We start from the raw sequence: 18,906 nt of genomic DNA, 5'->3' as shown, positions 1-18,906 counted from the left end.
TTGTATTTGAATCATTCAAGGAGATTGTCATGTCGCATAATAAAAAACGCGAAAAATTCAAAAATGAATCACAAGATGCACGTCGCCGTGACGAACATAAGGTCGTGCATCCAGATGATAAATCAGGCAAAAATGCACACCATCAAAACGAAAAAAGATTAAGTAAATAACAAAATTTCCTGACTTATAAAGATCATCGGGGAATTTTTAAGACCGTCTAAATCCGTAGTAATTGCCATCCTTGCGAAGGCAGGGATGACAATAACTTTGGGGGAGTTACAAGCGATTGACCTCAATGCTTGGAGGAAACTATAGAATTTACAAGATATAACGTGCTAAATCTTCATCAGCAACTAATTTTCCTAAATGTGCATCAACATAAGCTGCATTGATATGTACTTCCTCACCTGATTTTTCTGTAGCCTCAAAAGAAACTACTTCCAGCAAACGCTCCATGACGGTGTATAAACGGCGAGCACCTATATTTTCAGTACGTTCGTTAACCTTCCAAGCAACCTCAGCGATTCGTCGAATTCCAGTATTGTCAAAGGTCAAACTCAAACCCTCCGTTTCCATCAAAGCGGTATACTGTTCCGTCAATGAAGCACTAGGCTCAGTTAAGATACGGACAAAATCGTCGACGCTAAGTGCTGACAATTCGACACGAATGGGTAAGCGGCCTTGTAATTCCGCAATTAAATCAGAAGGCTTGGCAACATGGAAAGCACCCGAAGCAATAAATAAAATGTGATCGGATTTGATCATACCGTATTTCGTTGAAACCGTAGTACCCTCGACTAAAGGCAAAAGATCACGCTGTACTCCTTCGCGTGAAACGTCACCGCCGCTGCCATTCTCGGCACGCTTGGCCACTTTATCCAATTCGTCGATGAAAACTATTCCATTTTGCTCAATATTTTCGATCGCGCGAATTTTAATGTCTTCTTCATTGATTAACTTGGCAGCTTCTTCTTCACGCAAAATCTTCATCGCCTTTGCAATGGTCAGTTTACGTGTTTTGGTGCGGTTAGAACCCATTTGTTGGAACATCGACTGCAATTGGCTAGTCATTTCCTCCATGCCAGGAGGGGCCATGATCTCAACACCAACCGCACTTGCAGACACCTCAATTTCAATCTCATTGTCATTCAAAAGACCTTCGCGCAATTGCTTACGGAAAATTTGGCGTGTTGAATTTTCTTTTTCACTTGGCGTTAAACTACCTCTTGCAGGCGGTAATAGGACATCTAAGATCCGATCTTCTGCAGCATCTTCAGCCAAATTTTCAACTTTTTTCATTGCCCATTCGCGCTCTTGCTTAACAGCAATATCCCCTAGATCTCGAATAATCGAATCGACATCTCGCCCCACATACCCTACTTCGGTAAATTTAGTGGCTTCTACCTTGATAAAAGGAGCTTGAGCAAGCTTGGCTAGCCGTCTGGCAATTTCAGTTTTACCAACCCCTGTTGGCCCAATCATTAGAATGTTTTTAGGCATAATTTCGTTACGCAGCACCGGATCTTTAATTTGCATACGTCGCCAACGGTTACGTAAAGCAATAGCAACTGCGCGTTTAGCATCATCCTGACCAATAATGTGCTTATCCAATTCCTGCACAATTTCTCTAGGAGTCATCATTACGTTATTCACTATCGGTATCCAATTCTTCAATGGTTAAATTGTGGTTGGTATAAATACAAATATCTGCAGCAATATTTAAACTTTTGCGCACGATATCAAGCGCTGATAATTTTGTGTTTTCAATCAAAGCACGGGCAGCGGACTGCGCAAAAGGCCCGCCGGAACCAATAGCAATTAATCCCTCTTCCGGTTCAATGACATCCCCATTACCCGTAATAATGAGCGAAGCATTTTTATCGGCTACTGCTAAAAGTGCTTCTAAACGTCGTAACGCTTTGTCGGTACGCCAATCTTTGGCCAACTCAACGGCGGCACGAACTAAGTGGCCTTGATGCATTTCCAATTTTCTTTCAAAACGCTCAAACAGTGTAAACGCATCGGCAGTTCCACCCGCAAAACCAGCGATTACATTATCTTTATAAAGGCGTCTTACTTTACGTGCATTGCCTTTCATGACGGTGTTACCCATGCTAACTTGCCCATCACCGCCAATAACCACTTTTTTTCCCCGTCTTACCGACAGGATGGTCGTACCTCGATATTGTTCCAAAATACATCCCCATTACAGACTAAACTCCTAAAATGGGGATCAGAAAAGAAAAATCAATGGCTGAGAAAAATTATTTTAGTTTTTTAGAGTAGGTTGGCATTTATCGCAGAAGCCTTTCAATTCAATAGCGCCTTGGCCAAGATGAAAATGATTAGCCTGCGATAATTTCTGAACAAGCTCATGCATTGCTTTATCGTATAACTCATTGACTTGATGGCAATTATTGCAAACCATCAGCACCTCAGAAGCCTGATGTTCGGCAGGCTCGTGGCAAAGCGTGTATGATTGAATCGATTCAATTTTATGCACTACACCATAATCCGCAAAATAATCGAGTACGCGATAAACGGTTGGCGGTTGAGCGTTTAGCTTAATCTGCTGCAATTTATCTAAAATCTCATAGGCTTTAAGCGGTTTTTTTGTGCTCCATAAGATAAATAAAATACTCTTACGTAAAGAGGTTAGCTTAAGTCCGATTTCCGCACAATAATTCCGGAATAAGGTGGGATAGTTCATTTTATTTGCTGTAATAAATAGGATCTAAGTATAACAATACTTCATAATGCTATTTATGAGTATCTTCGCCCATAAATGACACGCCATGCAATAAAGGAGCAAGGTTTAGATGCTCTGCTAAACTTTGACCAACATCAGCAAAGCTATCGCGACGACCTATAAAACGACTACTAAGCTTCTCCCCATAAACTAAGACAGGAATATGCTCCCTCGTATGGTCAGAACCTGGAAAGGTGGGATCGCAACCATGGTCTGCAGCAAGAACAACTAGATCATCCGCCTTAAGCAGCTTGAATAACTCAGGAAGACGTTGATCAAATTGCTCCAGTGCATGAGCATAGCCTGCAACATCACGTCGATGGCCATAAGAGGAGTCAAAATCAACAAAATTAGTGAACACCAAACTTCCAGGAGGAGCCGTTTCCATTGCTGTTAAGGTAGCATCAAATAGCGCTTTATTGCCGTCAGCTTTGATTTCCTGAGTAATACCTTGGTGCGCAAAAATATCGGCAATTTTCCCGATAGCGATCACTTCTCGGCCAGCCTCTTTCAAAAAATCTAATAAGGTAGGCGCGGGAGGTAAGGTCGCATAATCTCGACGATTACCAGTACGCGAAAAACTGCCTGGTTTACCAATAAATGGCCTCGCTATCACTCGACCAATTTGATAATCATCCACTAAATCACGAGCGATTTCGCAAATTTCTAATAATCGACTTAAACCAAAAGACTCTTCGTGTGCCGCAATCTGAAAAACAGAGTCTGCTGAAGTGTAAACAATGGGTTTACCCGAACGAATATGCTCTTCACCTAACTCATCGATGATTTTGGTTCCTGAAGCATGTTTTTCACCCAAAACACCCGGTAAATTCGCTTTCTTGATCAACTCATCAATTAATTTTTTGGGGAAACAGTTTTCTTGATCAGGAAAATAACCCCAGTCAAAAGTCACAGGAACACCAGCTAACTCCCAATGACCGCTCGGCGTATCTTTCCCAAGACTTTGCTCGACAGCATAGCCGTAATAACCTCGTGGTGGAGTCACAGTAGAGAGATCAATTAACCGAATCCCTGAGCTCGCCAGCGCCGCCTGATAAAGACCTAGGCTGGTTAAATAAGGAATATTTAACGGCCCTTTTCGTAAACCGTCTTTATCAGCACGGCCCTCATTACAGGCTTGATGAATATGGGCAAAGGTATTTGCCCCTGCATCTCCATAACGGTCGGCATCGAGACTAGCACCAATTCCCATCGAATCCATTAATAAAATACAAACACGCCCAAGCATATTTATTCCTCTATTTGGCGACAATGCGTTTCTTTTAAACCAAATAACACTGCTAAGGCAATAATTAATCCAATTGGAAAAATTAAACCAGCGTATTGGTAATCACCTAAAGAATAGACTGGAACACCATCTGCCATTTGCATTTCACCGTGTTGCATTAGCAAGAAGCTAAATAAAATTTGGTAGATGACGCAGCCGCCTTGGGTCAAAATAGAAACAACGCTCACTGCAGAAGCAGTCATCGATGGAGAACTGCTTTCAGCCACTAGAGCATAGCTAATGACTTGTGCTGCAGTAAAAAATCCTAGAAGCAGAAATAAAATTTTCATCACTGGCAAAGAAACAGGAACGAATAAGATAGCAAGCATTGTCAGCAAAGAAGCGATTACACCTGCTTTCATTGGCAGAATACGTAAACCCAATTTATCCGAACACCAACCGATCAGTGGGCCGCCAATAATCGCGCCTAAAAATAACATGGAGTTAACTACTGCAGCATCTGCTTTCGATATGCCCATTTTCTGGACCAAATAAAGAGAGCCCATCATCGCACCATAGACAGCAATGGCCATGTTCATCAAACTCGTATAAAGTGCTGCTCTCAGGTTTTGAGAATTAAGATAAGCTTTTTTTGCCGTCGCTAGCAAACCCAGCTTTCGTTTATTTTGACTCGTCGTTTGAGCTTTATCAATGATGCCAAAATACATCACAACGAGCATAATCATTCCCAGCCAACCCACTTGCATTAAAGCTTCACGCCAGCCAATTTGCGCAACTAATTGGGTGAGGGGGTACTGAGCTAACATACCGCCAGTCATTGCGATAGTTACAATAACGCCGGTAATAAGGGCCATTCGCTTCGGTGGAAACCAACGAGATGCAAGGCGAATAGGACCAAGAAAGCAAAAAGCACTACCGATACCCGTTACAAAACGACAAAATAAAGCCAAATAAAACGATTGCGCATGCGCTAAAATAAAAGTGCTCAGTACACAAAGTAACATAGCCACGAGGATGGTTTTTTTGGTAGAAAATCGATCTAGAACAAAACCGGCGACAAAAAGAAAAATAACATTCGACACATAGTAAATGCTTGACAAATAAGCCATCTTGTCAGCTTGTACATGGAAATCCTGCATAATATTATCGGCAATTGATGCAAACATATTGCCTTGAATAAACTCATAAAAGAAAAATAAGGACGCACTGATACATACCACCCATGGTAATAAAGAACTTCCTAGCTGTTCATTGGTTGTGTATTCTTCTACCATCCGCATACAAGCCCTCTCATTACATTCGTTTACAGTAAGTTTCACGAGTTAGTAAAACAGCTAACAATGCAGCTACCGCAGTTAAAGGGAAAATCCACATTGCATATTGAAAATCAGCTACCACATAGTTTTGAGAGGTAGCCCCCGCATGTTGCTGCATTAACAAACCGAAGAGCACCTGACCTATACCCCCTCCTCCCATAATGAGGACTGAGGCGATCCCTGTAGCAGCCCCTGTATTTTCTGAAGAATTAGATTCAGCAATTAAAGGATAGCTAACCACTTGCGCGCTGGTAAAAAACCCAAGAGCAAAGAAAAGAATGCTCAGCTGGGTCTGTGATAAATCAAGATCCATAAATAAAGGAATAACCGTCACTAAAGTTGCAAGAGCCCCTAAAATCATTAGGGGCTTACGACGGCCTTGAGTGTCTGAAAGCCAACCCACCAAAGGACAACCAATGATGCTACCGATAAAGATAAGACTAACTACGTTAGAGGCCGCCATTTCTGGCAAATGATGGACAACTTGTAAGTAACTTGCACCCCACAAGGCACAAAGGACCATAATCGGCAGATTTAACAAGGAGGTATAAAGCCCAGCAAGCCAATTTTGTGGATTGGTGAGCGATTGCAAAAAGCTTGAACCAATAGCTGTTTGATTGGAAATTTTAGTTACTATTTTCTGATTAGGCTTATCTTGAACAACAAGATAAATCCATACTAATAAAAAAGCACCCACCGCACCATCAATAAGCAAAGAATCCCGCCAGCCATAATATTCATTGAGGTGTGCAAAAGGAGTGTGTGCCATCATGCCGCCTAAGAATGCCATCGTGACGAGTAACCCAATGACAAAGGCTTGGCGACGCGGAGGAAACCAATGAGAAACCAAGACAACGCAGGAAAGAAAACAAAACGCGTTACCAATCCCCGAAAGAAAATGGAAAAAACAAGCTAATGCAAAAGAACCTGTCAGTGCAAATCCTACCGTACCAATCACACAAATTAACATCGCAATAAGAATCACTCTGCGCGTTGAGAAGCGATCCAAAATAATTCCTGCAGGAAGAAGGAAAAGAATATCAGCCCATAAATAGGTGCTCGACATCCAACTAAGTTGAGTGGCATCTAGATGAAAATCATCGCGTAGCGGCTGATTAATCACATCAAAAATATTGAGTTGAAAAAACTCATAAAAGAAAAATAACCCGGCCGATAAGCATACTAACCATGCCATTAGATCGCTTCGAGGCAATATTGTGCTCGAATCCACTGCGAGAGAATCGGACAAGGTAACTCCTTAGCAAAGGTTGTAAAAATTGCGGCGCATTGTACCAAAATTTGCATCTAAATGGTATCTAAATTGGGCAATTCTTTCACATATAATCTTAATTTATTAAATAACAGCTTATTTCCAGTCTTTTTAGCGGGACCTTAAGTTAAGGGCCTACAACATTTCACGATGGCAAGCTGAACAGGTACTCCACTCTAGCGCTTTAAAATCCAGTCTTAATTTTATGTTGCAAAACAATCTATTAAAGATACTATTGGAACTTTTAAAAAACCGACTCCAACAAATAAGGATAATATAATGATTCCGGTAAAAGGTTATGCCGCCCTAACTGTAAAATCGCCCTTAGAGCCCTTTTCTTTTGAACGACGCGATGTCAGTGATAACGATCTGCTAATAGACATTAAATATTGTGGCATCTGCCATTCTGATATCCACCAAGCTCGTGATGAGTGGGGTGGAGCCCTTTTCCCTATGGTTCCGGGTCATGAAATTGTCGGATTTGTTAGCCAAGTAGGTAAAAAGGTATCGAAATTTAAAGTGGGTGACAAGGTTGGGGTCGGTTGCTTTGTTGATTCCTGCCGCCGTTGCGAAAACTGTCAAGAAGACCTGCAACAATATTGCGATGAAGGAATGACACTCACCTACAATTGTATAGAGCGTGATGGTAGCACTTTAACCCAAGGGGGATATTCAACAAAGATTGTCGTTGATGAAAACTATGTGCTTCGTCTCCCAGAAAATTTACCTCTTGATGCCACAGCGCCTTTATTGTGTGCAGGAATTACCTTGTATTCGCCACTCAAACATTGGCACGCAGGCCCAGGTAAAAAGATTGCCATCGTTGGTTTAGGAGGCTTAGGTCACATGGGTGTGAAAATTGCCCATGCTCTAAAAGCCGATGTAACAGTGCTCAGTCATTCTTTAAACAAAGAAACTGACGCAAAGCGCATGGGTGCTAATCATTTTTATGCGACGTCGGATGTTAGCACTTTTACTAAATTAGCGAAAACCTTTGATCTTATTATTTGTACAGTCTCATCAGGTATTGACTGGAATCAACTGCTTACCTTACTAAAACGCGATGGCACTATGGTGGTAGTCGGTGTACCTGAAAATAATGTACCTTTACATGCCTTTTCATTGGTAAAAAATCGCCTCACTTTAGGTGGTTCGATGATTGGTGGGATAAAAGAAACTCAGGAAATGCTCGATTTTTGTGGTAAGCATAATATTATTTCTGATATCGAACTTATTCCTATCCAGAAAGTCAATGAAGCCTATGAACGCATTTTAAAAAGTGATGTTCGTTATCGTTTTGTTATTGATATAGCTTCTTTGGCCTAGAAAGTTGGGTCTTAACCTAATGGCGCTGCCTTAAGGATAAAAATCACTTCCGCCTACCTCTCGCAACTTGTTCGCGAGCTCCAGAGATCTGGGTATCGAATAAGATTGCGGCACGTAAGCGTGAATTAAACCTAGTCAAAAAATCCTTAAGACAACGCCATTGGGCCCAAACCCCGCTCATATAAAACCGAAACTTAATAGGAAGATAAAGGATGATCTATCGTTCAGATGTGGATGGATTAAGAGCGATTGCGATTCTATTTGTTTTATTTTTTCATAGCGGCCTGAAGCTTTTTCCTTCTGGGTTTATCGGCGTTGACCTTTTTTTCGTGATTTCTGGTTTTTTGATCACCAGCATCATCCATCACTCTATTCAGAATCAAAATTTTTCTTTCCTTGAATTTTATAGCCGTCGACTATGGCGTCTACAACCGGTGTTTATTTGCTTGCTTGTGGTAGTTACTCTTTGCGCCTTCGTTTTTTATTTGCCGGATGATTTAGTGCAATACGCCAAAAGTGCTCGAAAAACCTCCATTTTTACCTCAAACAGCTATTTCTCTCAGGTCACTACCGGCTATTTTGCAACTGCCTCTAATCAATTACCCCTCTTGCATACCTGGTCTTTATCAATTGAATGGCAATGCTATTTAGTGTTACCCATTGCTATCTATTTACTGAATCAATGGATTCCTAGACAACATATTAGCAAGCTTATTTATCTGCTCACCCTACTTTTTTTCGCTTTAGCCCTGTACTTTTCGGCTAACTTTGCAGAAAAAACTTATTATCAATTTTTAAGTCGTATTTTTGAATTTTTGATTGGTTCTTGTGTGGCAGTTTCTCCACGACGCTTTTCTGTGCCTAATCTTGTTTTAGATCTCATTGGTACACTGGCCTTTTTAACCTTAATTTATATCGCCACTCGCAGCAATATCAGTCTAGGTTTTCCCAATCATTACGCGTTTATTTTATGCGTCGCGACCGGCTTGCTGATTGCAATTGGGGAACATGAACCTAAACCATTTATCAGCCAATTACTGTCAGCAAAACCGATTGTTTTCATTGGGTTAATCTCTTATTCACTTTATATTTGGCATTGGCCTATTTTTGCGTTTATTCATTATGAAGGTCTTAAAGAAACGGCTTTTCTTACCTTATTCGCTTTTATTTTTTCTTTTGTTTTTGCCTATCTCTCTTGGCGATTTATCGAAAAACCAGCACGTAGATTAAAGCAGCTTCGGTTTAGCTATAGTCTTATCTATTTACTTATTTTACCCGTTGCAATAATGCATTTGAGCGCCTATATCATCAAAAAAAATGCGGGGCTGCCTTATCGTTTTAATGAAGAAGTAGTCAGAATTTATAAACAATTAAATCGCTATAATAGTTCGCAAAGACCTTTATGCATTGGTAAAAGAAATATTGATATCAATGCTGAATGTACACTTGGCGCAAAAAATTCACCTAGCAAAAAGGGGTTCATGATTGGCGACTCTTATTCAAATCATTATTGGGGCTTTATGGATACTTTGGCTAAAGATGCCAATCTTTCCATTCTTGCTCAAGCGACCTCATCCTGCCTTACTTTACCTGGTATATTTCTCTATGATTGGTGGTCATTTAAAAATGATATCTATCAGGAATGTTATGAACAAACAACCCGTTATTTTGATATGATAAAATCGAATCATTACGATTTTGTCATCATAGGCCAAACCTGGAAAAATTATTTAGGGCATAGCATTATTAATCAATTGCATGATCAATGCTCGGCTGAATTGACGCAAAAGCGAATTAAAGCAGCCTTAGATAAAGCCTTAGAAATTATTACTGCTTCGGGAGCAAAACCTGTTTTAATAAAAGCAACGGCCTCAACCCCTGAAAATCTTCACGATTGTTTTTTCCAACATATAAAACAAAGAACAAGTTATAGTCCAGAGCAATGTGATTTCAATTTGCAAACTAGTGCTGAGTTCTGGCTAAACAATTTATTTAAAGAGATGCAGAAAAAATACCCGCAACTTATTGTTATCGACCCTAAAAAGGTGCAGTGTTTAAATAATCGATGTAAAGCAGATATCGACGGGGTCCCTGTGTTTCGCGATATAGGTCATATAACGGATTATGCTTCTTATCAATTCGCAAAACTTTATTTACAACAATATAAAAATCCACTTATCAATTAAAAAGCCAGTTGGATAAATCAAACTGGCTTTTTAATATCGTGTTTAATGATTAACCTTCTTCATGGCATGATTTAAATTTTTCAGACCATTTCTCTTCTGCTTCTTGCATTTTCTTATGCAGTTGAGCTTTTTGTTGATCATTGAGTATATTCATAATTTGATTGGTTGCTGCAAGTTTTGCTTTCATGATATCGCCAAGCAATTGAGTTTTTTGATCAACTAAACCATTGACTGTCGATTGATCCATACTAGCAGATTGAACTTGCTGGCTAATTTGTTTTCTCAGATCACCCATTTGGCTAGCTTTATCAGCAATTGTTGATTTTAACTGCTCTAAGATTGGTTTTATTTTTGCTTTTTGAGAATCATCAAGATTTAATGATTCAACCATCTTTTTAACACCCTCTCCACAATGCTCAGAATCAGCAAAAACTGCTTGGCCTAATACGAGAGAAAAAGCGAACACCATTATCCCTAATAGTTTTTTATACATGATACTTTCCTTAGTTTATTGTTAGATACCGTTGCTAAGTATAGACAGTAAAATTGTTTAGATCTGCAATTTATTAAAAAAAATTAACGAGGGCTGACTATCTAGTCATTAGAAATAGTACGAGAACCGCCGCCGCAAGACGGATTTAGTCAACTTTTAATTGTTGTCTGTCCTCTGCATTTTCTTGTTCCGCTCCCCTTGGATTACCGTAACTTTGCTCTGTTTGAAGCCTATTACTATTTGCTATTACCTTTTTTTCGTTTTAATTCTTCTTTTGCCTCGTTTAAAATATTCTTTTGCTCCTGAGATAGTTTTTTTCCAGCTCTATTAATATAAAAATTAAGCATTGACATCGCTGATTGATAAACAGTACCTTTCCGGCACGTGCTTTTTTCAGCTGAATTAATTAATGAAGTAGCAATTTTTTTTGGATCATCCCAAGTGAAAACTCCTTCCTCTAAATCTAAAGCATGAGAAAGTTGGGTAACTTTTTGAGACCACTGATTATTCTTAGACATAGAAACCTTCGCGAGAATTTTTATCTCGAAATTGATTAACTTTCTTTCTTCTCATGAATTTTTCTCCTTTTTTCCAAGCTTTTGATAAACCAACAGCAATAGTTTGCTTTCGACTTATAGCCTTACCATCCCTGCCGCTGATAAAGGGATTTTTTGAAAACCAGAACGGCCAGGGCTTGCCCGCCCTGGATAGGAAACAATTATTAAAAGAGCTTAATGATGCGTGCTGCTTGATTGCAATGATGAAGTAGTACAGTCAATTTTAGCTAATTCAATGTAAAAAATTGAGGCTTATTTGACCACTGGATATCATGTTTTACTGAAACATCGTCTCCTATCTTTAATTCAAAAATTATAGCCTTTACTATAATCTTATTTATATTATGAAACAAAACAACACAACCACATATGAAATTTAATAGTGAAGAAGAAAAACTTGCTACTGTTATGTTTCAAGTTCTTGATAAATTACTGAGCCCCAATTTGGTCTGTAATGAGAGCGGTGTAATATTATTCGCAAATAAATCATATAAACAATTAGCAGCTGAAAACCCAGAGAATAAACTTTTTTGGAAAGTGTATCCATTACAAAATACAGTGCCAGATTTTTTTAAAAAAACTGTTGAACATCGAGTTGAATCTCGTACAGAAATAGAGGTTAATAAGAGAACATTCATTGTTCGCGTTATTCCAGTAAGTAATATTTTAACTAGTCAATTAATTTATATGATATATTTTGAAGATATCACATCACAAATTGAGCTTAATGAACAATTAGAAACCGATAAGAGATTACTGCAACAATCTTTTTTAAATACCATTTTATCTTTTTCTGACTTTGTAGAGTCTAGGGACGCTTATACTGCTGGACATCAAAAACGAGTGGCATTGCTTTCATTGAACATTGCTGCTAGAGCAAATATTACTAATCAAAAATGTTTAATCACGATTTATTACGGGGCTCTCATACATGATATTGGCAAGATCGCAATTCCGATGGAATATTTAGTTACGCCAAGAAAATTGACTATGAATGAATATGAAATAATGAAAACTCATGTCTCAATTGGTAATAAAATAATTGAACATATGCATTTTCCTTGCGATATTAAATCCGTAGTGTATCAACATCACGAGCGTATGGATGGTTCTGGCTACCCCAATGGTCTAAAAGATGAGGAAATTACTATACCAGCACGCATTGTGGCTATTGCTGATGTATATGAAGCAATGTCAACTAATAGACCATATCGAAAAGCGATACCACAAAAAGCTATACTCGAATATTTTGAGGAAAAGAAAGGAATACTGTTTGATGCTAACTACCTTGACTGTTTGTTCCAATGTCTTACTGAACTAGAAGATGTTTATGAAATGAATCCCAATTTTAAACCTTTTTGATCCTTTTATTAGCTAATATTGTTTTTAACACCAATAGTCCAGGCTTTGATAAAACAACCTGAATATCAAAAAGCCAGAAAATATTGGAACAAACTGAAAGAATGATTAAACAAAGAAGGAAGTGAAGTGCTGACAAATTGTCACCGGTTGAAAATGAAAGCTGAAGACAACAAATTGAGGCTTACAGATGCAGCAATCGCTGAAACATTATTACGCCTCATTCACAATCAGCATATGAACATCAATAATGAATTGAATTCTCCAACAATAGATCAATAATCCCACAAATTATATCTTTTCAGAAACCGGCCGTTGCCTGCTTTTCTTTCGCAGCAAAACTTCAACTTCATCATAATTATCCTGGGTGTTCAAGCTCTATAATTTACTGACTATAATTTATTAGAAAATGACATGAGATCGATAGCATGGCAAGACCAACAATAGGACTAGTATTAGGTAGCGGGTCCGCACGTGGCTGGGCGCACATAGGAGTCATTCGTGAATTGGCCAACTTGGGTATAGAACCGGATCTAGTTACAGGTTCGTCCATAGGCGCGGTAGTTGGTGCTGCTTATGCATCAGTTAACCTCGATAAATTTGAAGAATGGGTTTACACCCTAAGGCGTATGGACATCCTAAAATTATTAGATGTCCGCATGACTGGTGGGGGCTTTATTCAGGGACAACCCCTCATGATTGCAATAGAGAAACGTATTGGAAATCTTAATATCGAGGATTTGAATCTGCCTTTTGCTTGTGTTGCTACATCTCTATTTAATGGTAAAGAGCATTGGTTGCGCGAAGGTTCCTTGCTCGAAGCGGTGCGAGCCTCCATCTCTTTGCCTGGTATCTTTGCACCTTTTGTTCTAAAACACGATTTTATGCTAGATGGCGGCCTAGTCAATCCTGTACCTATTTCAATAGCACGCGCAATGGGTGCAGATTATATCATCGCTGTAAACCTGAATGGGGATCTCGTTGGCAGACATTTCTCCCAACACCACAGTGAAAAATCGTTAACTCATAATAAAGACAACAACAAGAAACTGGAATACGTTGAAAGCAATGATCCAACTCTTTCTAAGTGGGCATCTAAGCTGAAAGCTGACTTTGATATTAGGTTGGATTCTTTTATTTCCTCACTACGGAAGAAAAAAATCCCCGAACCTGGTCTCTTCGATGTGATCGCTGGCTCCATTAATATTATGCAGGAGCGCATCACCCACTCGCGAATCGCAGAGGATCCGCCTGACATTCTCATCGAGCCGAAGCTTGGCTATATTGGGCTTATGGAATTCGACCGTGCGAAAGAAACAATACAAGAAGGCCATAAAGCCACTCAGCGCGTGAAAGACGATCTGGAAAAGCTTAAGAGCATTAGTACCCCCTGATTGGGAAAGAGCCGAGAATTTTTATTAAGGGGTTTAACTTAGAGTATACAACTTACTGATTTAAAGGGGATTTATTGGTCGGGACGGAAGGATTTGAACCTTCGACCACTAGCACCCCATGCTATCTATTAACTATTTCAAGAAATATCAAAGAGCTTCAAATGCCCCTCAATACCCTTGATATATATTGACTTTAACCATATCATCACATTCAACCACTTTCAACAAACTTCATGTAAGCACTAATTTAAGTGTACCCCGAAGTGTACCCCAACCTGATGAGGCTGTAATGGGCAATTTTACCGATACCTACATTAAAGGCATGAAACCTAAAGCAAGCCGTTATGAGGAATACGAAGGTGGTGGCTTTGGTATTCGAGTCACCCCCAACGGCATTAAATCGTGGATTTATCGTTATAAGATGGCTGACAAAACTGACAGAATAACACTAGGACATTATCCAGCAATGAGCTTGGCTAGTGCCAAAAAACGATTTATAGAACTCAGTGAATTACGCCGCGAAGGACACAACCCAAAGGAACTCATACAACAGGATAAAGAAAAAGAGAGTAATACCGTAAAAAAGCTGGTTCTGGCTTGGTACTCTGGTTATATTGAAAAAGAACGGAAACAACCACAACAAATTAAGCAGCTCATCGATGCTGACATATTGCCTTTACTAGGTGACATTGAATTAACCAAACTGTCTCATGCTTTAGTAACAAGTGCCCTTGATAAAATAGTAACAAGAGGCTCCCCAGTTCACGCCAATAAAGTACTAGCGGCATTAAAGCAAGCCTTTAGCTATGGGGTCAGACGTGGCGCAATGACAGAAAACCCAGCCATGCTGTTACAAGCTCGTGATATTGGGGGAATCGAAAAGCCAAGAGATCGATATTTAACCACGAACGAAATAAAGACTCTGTTATTGTTTTTAGATAGCAATAATAATCGCATGTCCTTACAAACCAAACTCGCCATAAAAATAATCTTACATACCGGAATACGATCCGGTGAACTCAGGCTAGCTACTTGGTCAGAAATTGATTATCAAAATTCACTTTGGACAATACCTAAAGAACATACCAAACAAGATGAAATCATGCGGATTCATTTAACGGAACCCGTAAAAACCATGTTTCAAGAGCTTCAATCTGTATCAGATTCGGAATTTATATTGTCTGCCAAAGAAAATGAACCGTTAAGCCCTAAAGCACTCTCCCGAGCCATTAATCGTATTCAAGAGCGTGTCGGCATCCCTCACTGGACAGCACACGATCTAAGACGAAGTTTTTGTACTCAGCTTGGTGAAACCCTTCACGTTGATCCAGTGGTCATTGAAAAATGCCTTGGCCATAAGATGCCCAAAATCATGGCGACTTATAACAGAAATGAAATGCTTCACCAACGTAAAGAAGCATTAACTAGATGGAGTGATTATCTTGAGTTCTTATTACAAGAGAATGTAATACCCATTACATTCAGTAAATGTTCATAAAGTGGATAGATATCGAACCCGTGACATATTGTCACAGATTAAATTTATACGTATTTAAAACTGGCCAAAAAGTAAAAGGGGGGGCAAATTGCCCTCCCCTTTTTGGATTACTAAAAAATTAATAATAAGGATGAAGTATGACTCAAGAAATCCAACCTACAGATACACAGTTCTTACTCTACCAAACAACAGAGGGTAATATTCGCATTGAAACTAGAATGCAAAATGAAACTGTGTGGTTAACCATCAACCAAATGGCCGAGTTATTTGGAGTTGATAAATCAGGTATTAGCCGCCATTTAAAAAATATTTATGAAACCAGTGAATTGGATAAAAATTCAACTGTTGCAAAATTTGCAACAGTTCAAAATGAAGGCAACAGGCCAATAGAACGAGTCATTGAATATTATAACCTCGATGCCATTATCTCTGTTGGTTATCGAGTAAATAGTATCCGTGGTACACAGTTTCGTATATGGGCAACCCAACGCTTACGTGAGTACATCGTTAAAGGCTTCTCTATGGATGATGAGCGGCTTAAAAACGTAGGTGGTGGTAATTATTTTGATGAATTACTTGCCCGTATTCGAGATATCCGTTCCTCAGAGAAAGTATTTTGGCGTAAGGTATTAGACATCTACGCAACCAGTATTGATTATGATGGAAGCGCAGAAACATCACGTGATTTTTTTAAAATCATCCAGAATAAAATGCATTGGGCAGCACATGGACACACCGCAGCAGAAATTATTCATCAGCGCGCTGATGCCACTAAACCCAATATGGGCATGACTAGCTGGATTGGCGCAACAATTCGTAAAAATGAAGCCGAGGTTGCCAAAAATTATCTGAATGAACAAGAGCTTGATATTCTCAATCGGATTGTGACCATGTATTTAGAGTTCGCAGAAATGCAAGCACTGAGCCACAAGCCTATGACGATGAATGATTGGATTAAAAAATTAGATGATTTCCTTAGAGTTTCTGATCGTGACCTGCTAACCCATTCAGGAAAAATAACCCATAACAAAGCATTAAAAAAAGCACATGAAGAATATGAAAAATTTCGCCAAAACGTCCTTACCCAGCCCACCAAAGTTGAAATAGACTTCATTGAAGCAGAAAAGGAATTGAAACAAATAGAATCCCTAAAGAAAAGACAAGAGAAAAAGAAGTAAAATCATTTTGTTGAGCTTAATCGCGGCTGTATAATGCTCACGCCAAGCTATCCTTCGCGAGGAGAACCAAGGGTTTCATCACCTCTTTTGCTTGGCACATTTCAGTGATGATATTGCTTTGATGGAGTAATAATGCAAATTCTTAACGAATTAACTCCCCTGTTTCATAAAAAAATAATTGCCTATCTTAAAGAATATGCTCCAGAGCCGAATAAAAGTTTTAAAATGGATGAGTTCGTCAAAAAGGAAAAAGCTACCACTCGCGACCTAGCATGGTTAAATGCGATTCTACAAAGAGGATGTCCATATGATAACATTCCTTGGGGCGATCAAAATCTATGCGAATATGTTGACGCAATAGACAATATTTTTCATAAAAAAATAGCCGATGAAATTCAAATGTGCCTCAATCTTTTTGAAATTAGCACTTTACCCACTAACTCCAAAACAGAAGCTATATATAAAAAGCTAGGAATCAGTTGGGAAATAGCTCACGATCATAAAGGTAACGGCATTAATACTTATTGGCTAGAGCCACAAGAAGACGCATGGGACTCCCTCAGCTTTCGTTTGGTAGATTCTGTAGGTAAGGATTTGCATTACAGACAAAAAACAGAGCTTCTCCAAGAGCGTGAAAATAGAGCGAATAAGCTATATCGCCATAACCTGGCAGCAATAAATTTATCTGCTGAATTACTCAGAAATCAAAGGATTGTTTGTAGTAATAATCCCGTAACGCTGCTCCCAAACCAATTACCAGAAAAAATATGGCTGAAATATATCGCTCATTATTTAGCCGTTTCATCTAGAAAATACCCTGATTATAGCGACATAGATTATAACGAGGAAAAACTTTTCAATAATGCTATAAGCATACATAAATTATTACGCGAAAAGCTTGAGGAAATATTGGGTGTAGAATTAAATGAGCGGGCTTTAATGCTACCCAATCATCGTAAAATTGCAGACAAAGAAGGTATCTTAGATATTGCCGTAGTAGCAATTTATCCTGAAAGAGAAATTCCTGATGACTGGAGTGTTGAAGTAACTAAAGAATTAGCATTACAAATTCTCCAACAGTTGCCAGAATTTAATTATTTGTTTGGTACTATGCCTAATTTAGCTAATAAGCAGCCTGCCCCCAATGATAATAAACAACTCCCACTAAAACTTAAAACATCAAAAGAAAAAACTTTAGTAAGAGCAGCATTAGAGGTTTGGGTCTCCCATCTTATAGAAACTAATATTTGTTCTTCTTTTATTAAATTTAAAACAATGATGACTAACACTTATTACAAAAAGAATCCAAAAGATGAAGGAGAAAAGTACGATGATGGACCAAAAGTAAAAGAAGTTTACTGTTTGTTAAATAAAGAAGGTAAACATAAGGTTTATTTCAAATTAGAAAATGAACTGGGCATGACCTCTTCCTCTAGCCTAAATCGTGCTTTGTCTTCTTTTAAGAATATTTTTGATACGGTCATAAATAGTCTTAAACAATCCGCTGCTTAACTTTATCAAACTACGCATCAAGGGTAATTGAAAGGTAATTTTAGGGTAATTTACCGCGAATTACCCTAAATGAGAACGGAATCCCCACTACTTTTAGCTCATATTTTATCCAAAAACAGCCCTTATTTCATACCATTAATTCCTATATGAGACCATTTTTACTCGGTTGAACTAAATAGGAAATCAATATGTCCCAAGAACTAAAACAGGCACTTCTCTATATCACGCATCTAGAGCAAATGACTGGCCGCAATCGATTAACGCTTAGACGCTGGTGGAATAAAGGTTTATTCCCCAGGCCATCCAAGATTAATTCGGTACTTGTGTGGCGCACTGAGGTTATTGAGCAATGGATTAATGAAAATGTATAAGGAAATGATTATGAGCAATGAAACTGGAACAAAAGCATATAAATGCCTTCAAGCCATGCTTAAGGGAGAAACTCTTCATAGAAAAAAACTGGGTGAAATGAGAATAGCGGACAATAACGATTCACTTCACTCCTATGCTTCGTATTTACGCAATCAACGATTTATTCCAATTGTTAGTACTAAAAACGCTGATGGGACTTGTGATTATTTTATGCTACCCAAGGAAATTGAACGGTTTAAAAATCCAATACTTCGCCCTCAACAAAAAGAGGAGATGAGAGCCATTGTGGAGTTTGAGCGTCAAGAAAAATTGGTAGGAGAGTTTGTCCGCTTTCTTAGTAAATTAGTTGAATTTCCCGTTCTTTGGAATTTTTGGCATGACCTTCCCTTCCGGCTTGATGAGATAGGGATTGAGATTAACGCCCTCCTCGGCAGAGAAAAGCATTAA

19 protein-coding genes are annotated in these 18,906 nt (G+C 38.8%); 10 read left to right on the top strand and 9 right to left on the bottom strand.

Going from position 1 to position 18,906, the window contains the following annotated elements; translation table 11 throughout:
* Positions 1-29 precede the first annotated feature (29 nt).
* Positions 30-170: a hypothetical protein gene (locus Lnau_RS16620; protein ID WP_165482920.1), complete on the top strand. Its 141-nt coding sequence runs from the start codon at positions 30-32 to the stop codon at positions 168-170.
* A gap of 148 nt (positions 171-318) precedes the next feature.
* Here Lnau_RS16620 and hslU read toward each other — a convergent pair whose 3' ends face one another.
* The 6 genes from hslU to Lnau_RS14645 all read right to left on the bottom strand — a co-directional run bounded on the left by hslU (position 319) and on the right by Lnau_RS14645 (position 6,563).
* Positions 319-1,638, bottom strand: a complete 1,320-nt coding sequence (gene hslU, locus Lnau_RS14670) for an ATP-dependent protease ATPase subunit HslU (RefSeq protein WP_058506023.1) — start codon at positions 1,636-1,638, stop codon at positions 319-321.
* A 7-nt stretch (positions 1,639-1,645) separates the two neighbouring features.
* Complete coding sequence (gene hslV / locus Lnau_RS14665; RefSeq protein WP_058505870.1) at positions 1,646-2,194, bottom strand: ATP-dependent protease subunit HslV; 549 nt, start codon at positions 2,192-2,194, stop codon at positions 1,646-1,648.
* Positions 2,195-2,269: 75 nt separating this feature from the next.
* A complete protein-coding gene (locus Lnau_RS14660) occupies positions 2,270-2,710 on the bottom strand; it encodes a Fur family transcriptional regulator (RefSeq protein ID WP_058505869.1) in 441 nt (146 codons plus the stop codon).
* 49 nt (positions 2,711-2,759) lie between these two features.
* Positions 2,760-3,998, bottom strand: a complete 1,239-nt coding sequence (locus Lnau_RS14655; protein WP_058505868.1) for a phosphopentomutase — start codon at positions 3,996-3,998, stop codon at positions 2,760-2,762.
* A 2-nt stretch (positions 3,999-4,000) separates the two neighbouring features.
* A complete protein-coding gene (locus Lnau_RS14650) occupies positions 4,001-5,278 on the bottom strand; it encodes an MFS transporter (RefSeq protein ID WP_058505867.1) in 1,278 nt (425 codons plus the stop codon).
* Between the two features lie 13 nt (positions 5,279-5,291).
* Positions 5,292-6,563 carry an MFS transporter gene (locus Lnau_RS14645; protein WP_058505866.1) on the bottom strand — a complete coding sequence of 424 codons (1,272 nt, stop codon included), beginning with the start codon at positions 6,561-6,563 and terminating at the stop codon, positions 5,292-5,294.
* 300 nt (positions 6,564-6,863) lie between these two features.
* Between Lnau_RS14645 and Lnau_RS14640 the strand changes: the two genes are divergently transcribed.
* Both Lnau_RS14640 and Lnau_RS14635 read left to right on the top strand, forming a co-directional pair.
* Positions 6,864-7,910, top strand: a complete 1,047-nt coding sequence (locus tag Lnau_RS14640; protein ID WP_058505865.1) for an NAD(P)-dependent alcohol dehydrogenase — start codon at positions 6,864-6,866, stop codon at positions 7,908-7,910.
* Positions 7,911-8,122: 212 nt separating this feature from the next.
* Complete coding sequence (locus Lnau_RS14635) at positions 8,123-10,096, top strand: acyltransferase family protein (protein ID WP_058505864.1); 1,974 nt, start codon at positions 8,123-8,125, stop codon at positions 10,094-10,096.
* Positions 10,097-10,145: 49 nt separating this feature from the next.
* Here the strand turns inward: Lnau_RS14635 and Lnau_RS14630 are convergent, their stop codons facing one another.
* The 3 genes from Lnau_RS14630 to Lnau_RS16830 form a co-directional block, all read right to left on the bottom strand.
* Positions 10,146-10,589 carry a Spy/CpxP family protein refolding chaperone gene (locus Lnau_RS14630; protein WP_058505863.1) on the bottom strand — a complete coding sequence of 148 codons (444 nt, stop codon included), beginning with the start codon at positions 10,587-10,589 and terminating at the stop codon, positions 10,146-10,148.
* 236 nt (positions 10,590-10,825) lie between these two features.
* Entirely contained in the window at positions 10,826-11,107 is a 282-nt protein-coding gene (locus Lnau_RS14625) for a DUF3175 domain-containing protein (protein WP_058505862.1), read from the bottom strand.
* Complete coding sequence (locus Lnau_RS16830) at positions 11,100-11,249, bottom strand: DUF6496 domain-containing protein (RefSeq protein ID WP_274520289.1); 150 nt, start codon at positions 11,247-11,249, stop codon at positions 11,100-11,102. Before Lnau_RS16830 ends, Lnau_RS14625 begins: the two co-directional genes overlap by 8 nt.
* Positions 11,250-11,515: 266 nt before the next feature.
* Between Lnau_RS16830 and Lnau_RS14615 the strand changes: the two genes are divergently transcribed.
* The 7 genes from Lnau_RS14615 (at position 11,516) to Lnau_RS14585 (ending at position 18,906) form a co-directional block, all read left to right on the top strand.
* Complete coding sequence (locus tag Lnau_RS14615; protein ID WP_058505860.1) at positions 11,516-12,508, top strand: HD-GYP domain-containing protein; 993 nt, start codon at positions 11,516-11,518, stop codon at positions 12,506-12,508.
* Positions 12,509-12,933: 425 nt separating this feature from the next.
* The gene (locus Lnau_RS14610) at positions 12,934-13,899 is read left to right on the top strand and encodes a patatin-like phospholipase family protein (RefSeq protein ID WP_058505859.1); all 966 of its coding nucleotides are present in this window, start codon (positions 12,934-12,936) and stop codon (positions 13,897-13,899) included.
* Between the two features lie 289 nt (positions 13,900-14,188).
* Entirely contained in the window at positions 14,189-15,397 is a 1,209-nt protein-coding gene (locus tag Lnau_RS14605) for a tyrosine-type recombinase/integrase (protein WP_058505858.1), read from the top strand.
* Positions 15,398-15,534: 137 nt separating this feature from the next.
* On the top strand, positions 15,535-16,575 hold the full coding sequence (locus Lnau_RS14600; protein ID WP_058505857.1) for a virulence RhuM family protein: 1,041 nt from the start codon (positions 15,535-15,537) through the stop codon (positions 16,573-16,575).
* Between the two features lie 132 nt (positions 16,576-16,707).
* Positions 16,708-18,087, top strand: a complete 1,380-nt coding sequence (locus tag Lnau_RS14595) for a hypothetical protein (RefSeq protein ID WP_058505856.1) — start codon at positions 16,708-16,710, stop codon at positions 18,085-18,087.
* 188 nt (positions 18,088-18,275) lie between these two features.
* The gene (locus Lnau_RS14590) at positions 18,276-18,458 is read left to right on the top strand and encodes a helix-turn-helix transcriptional regulator (RefSeq protein ID WP_058505855.1); all 183 of its coding nucleotides are present in this window, start codon (positions 18,276-18,278) and stop codon (positions 18,456-18,458) included.
* A 10-nt stretch (positions 18,459-18,468) separates the two neighbouring features.
* Entirely contained in the window at positions 18,469-18,906 is a 438-nt protein-coding gene (locus tag Lnau_RS14585) for a hypothetical protein (protein WP_133134852.1), read from the top strand.

Origin of the sequence: Legionella nautarum (assembly GCF_001467895.1) — a bacterium.
GTDB lineage: Bacteria > Pseudomonadota > Gammaproteobacteria > Legionellales > Legionellaceae > Tatlockia > Tatlockia nautarum.
The sequence above is the reverse complement of the archived record's forward strand: the minus strand, read 5'-3'. Positions and strand labels throughout refer to the sequence as shown.